The organism is Microcoleus sp. LEGE 07076 (genome assembly GCF_015207455.1).
Lineage (GTDB): Bacteria > Cyanobacteriota > Cyanobacteriia > Cyanobacteriales > Microcoleaceae > Microcoleus.
Genome location: NZ_JADEWV010000374.1, coordinates 1 through 3,240 on the forward strand (window position 1 = coordinate 1; position 3,240 = coordinate 3,240).

A 3,240-nucleotide genomic window follows, 5' to 3' on the forward strand; every position below is an offset into this window, starting at 1 on the left:
ATATTGCACCCGCGGCCAAAAACTTGTAGGGGCTGCTTCACAAATAGCTTTAAAAGATACCCAAAGACTAAAAAACCCGCCCCCATCCCGCGCGAGAGTCTTTTGGGGATCTAACAGCGATCGCCCCGATTTTTAGCGATCGCGGATAAAAATCTTTGTAAATCAAGGTTTTGGGATACTTGTCACCCCATCAGTCCCTTGAACTTCCAAGCGGTTTTTTGCTTCAATAACCCACTTGTCCAGTTCCGGCTGATATTTTTCCTTTGGAGCGTATTTCAGGCAGTTGTGCCAAGCCGTAAATGCCCCGCTGCGATCTTTTTGAGCTTCTCGCACCCGCCCTAGCAGACAGTACGCAGAAGCGCGATCGCTATCAAGTGCGATCGCGCCATTTAATTGTATTGCCGCCTGCTGATAATCCCCCATTTCCAACAGTGCCCAGCCCATATTCTTGTGCAAAGCCGACTTTAAATCCGCTTCTTTGACAAGCAGCAATCCTCTTTTCAGTCGAGGAACAGCAGCCGAATACCGTTTTTCCATAATATCCAATCGAGCTAAATTATTCAGGGATTTTTCGGGAACACTTATTATCGCCTTTTCGTAACTATTTCTCGCCGCATAAAAGTTTTTATTGGCATCAAAAATTAAGCCTTGAGTATAATGAGATTCATCCAAACTCGGAACCATCATTAGTGCTAAATTTATACAAATCTGAGCACCATCTAAGTTATCGGCTGCGTAATTATCAGTAGCCCAATTATTCAAAAAAATAGCTAACCCAGGCGCAGATAATTTAAAAACGATAATACCAAAAAACAGCGACATACCTAGCCCTAACTTAACAGGAAGAGAATTGAGATATTGAAAATTTCTGTAAGGGTTAATGAAATTACTTTTACTTGCGGCTTTACGAAGAAAATTATAGACTGTAAAATTGCTACACTCAATTTCGGCTAAACGGTGCAAAACTATGCTGGGATTTTGAGGGCGACGCTGAGATTCAGCAGCCATCATTTCGTCAATTAAATCTGCCAAATTTACTGAAATTTGCGGCGCTAATTCCCGCCAGATTAACTTTCCTGTTGCTGTTGCCGCTAAACAATCGGGGTGGTTGCCAGTTAGCAAATGTACAAAAGTTCGCCCCAAAGCAAACAAGTCTGATTTCGGAATAGCAGCACGATTGACTTGTTCGGGAGGTGTATAACCGTGCGATAAAATTACCGTAGTATCGCAATTTTCATATTTATCAATATAGGTATCCGACGTTATTTTTCTTGCCGCACCAAAGTCAACTAATACTAGGCTTCCGTCAGGACGGCACATGATGTTGCTCGGTTTAATATCTCGGTGAAAAAAACCTTGATTGTGCACGCATTCCAAAAGTTGGGTGATCTGTTTCAGCCAATCTAGCGCTTGTTCTTCAGAAATTGTCCCGTTTAATTTCAGCCAACGTTCTAGATTTTGACCGAGAATTTGTTCCATTACCAAACAGTGCAATAAAAAACAGCAACTTGTTTCAAAAGTAAAGTAACCTCCGGGAAATACTTTAGGAATTCCCAGAGATTTCAGTTGCCGCAATATCAGTTCTTCTTGCTGAAACAGGCGAACTACATTGGGTTCGCCATCGTCGGTTAGCACTTTCAAAATCTTCGGAACTTCCCAACCTGCTGCCCCAAATCCCAAGTCTTCTAATTCAAAAATTTCGGTGCGATCGTTTTGATATAGCTTTCTCACCGCTCGATAACGGTTGTTGATTAATAATGGCGTGTTGCAAGCAAAACACTTCTCCAATCCGTAAGGATTTAGACGCTGCTGGCACTTAGGATTGATGCAGTAGCTAACACTCTCTTCTCCCAACATTTGGTCGTCAAAGTTATCCATTATCTCCTCCTTTTCAACCTCCGAGTGCAGAACAAAATATTATTTACCTGACAGGTAATTTTCCCTGTTTTTTTTCGCTAAGCTGTGGAGCATTTAAACCACTAACGATCCAGGTAGGGTGCGTCAGCTAGAACACGATACGCTTACATGGGAAACGATGAAAGAACTGACGCACCCTACAATCGTCTTTTAAATGCCGAACAGCTTAGCCTTGCGCGATATTTTTTTCTTCTGCTTGCATAAATGATAGCAAGTTTTGCAAGTTATCCTGAATGTATCCTTCCTGCCAAGGCTGATTTTGGATGGCAGCATAAACTTTATTTAACTGCTCGCAACCTTTGCTATTGCTTTTAAACAACTTATTCAGATTCTCCTTAACAGCAATGGCGCTCGAATTTCCGGTACTAGCATTTTTTACATTGGGAGCTAGCTGGGGATTTTTAAACACCAGATGACTTCTAAGTAGTTTAACTTTGCTGTTATCAGGTTTTTGGTTTTTGAGCATCGAAAAAATTTCGGTGCAAACCTGGTTTGTTAATTGCTCGGTCACGTACTGCATTAAAACTTTGTGCAGCATAAACTCAGCTCGATCGCTGCGACCATTTTTATCAATCAACTCCCGGCGCAGCAAGGAAGATAAGGCTTCCAAAATATCCGACTCAGATATAAGATCCGATTCAGATATCGGAAATAAAAGATAGTTGGCTAACTGTTCTAAAGAAAGGGGAGAGCCTTCGCTCGCCAACCAATAAAGAATCGCTTTTTCTAAATATAACAGCCGTTGAAACTGGTCATTCAATAAAGCTTTTATCCCTCCAAATACAAAAGTTTGGCGTTTGAGAAATTCGGAAACTTTGCCGTTAAACAATTCGCTAATAGCGGAAGCTACAATTTTCAACTCCCAGGGATTACCTTGATAAATCTTAATGAGTTCAGGCCATTTTTCTTCATCTGACAAATCTTGATATTGAAAAATGTCTCGTGCTTCTGTCTCGTTCAAACCAGCCAGTTTTAAAAGTCGAACTGGCGAACGATCGCCCGCCAGCAGAGCGATCGCTTCCGGCACCTCCCGCGTTACGATTACTAAACAACTTTGATGCTGTTGTTCGGCAATTTTTTGGATGAATTCGCCATACTTCTCATAGCCTTGTCGATAATGTCCGGCTAGCTTAGTCGGCTCTAAGATTGTTTCAAAACCGTCCAACACGATCAGACATTTGGCCGATCGCAAATTTGCTATTAGTTGCGAGATTGTTTCATCCACATCAACTGGTAAGTTAATTTGGGGCGATCGCTCGAAACATTGCATCAGGTCAGTTAACAAATGGGCAAGTGTTGGTGCTTGACAGAGCGATCGCCAAA

General features: G+C 41.9%; 1 protein-coding gene and 1 pseudogene. Both read right to left on the minus strand.

Going from position 1 to position 3,240, the window contains the following annotated elements:
- Positions 1-162 precede the first annotated feature (162 nt).
- A complete protein-coding gene (locus IQ270_RS29210; RefSeq protein WP_193976612.1) occupies positions 163-1,878 on the minus strand; it encodes a protein kinase in 1,716 nt (571 codons plus the stop codon).
- Positions 1,879-2,083: 205 nt separating this feature from the next.
- Positions 2,084-3,240: pseudogene (locus IQ270_RS29215) on the minus strand (hypothetical protein); the annotation flags it as partial.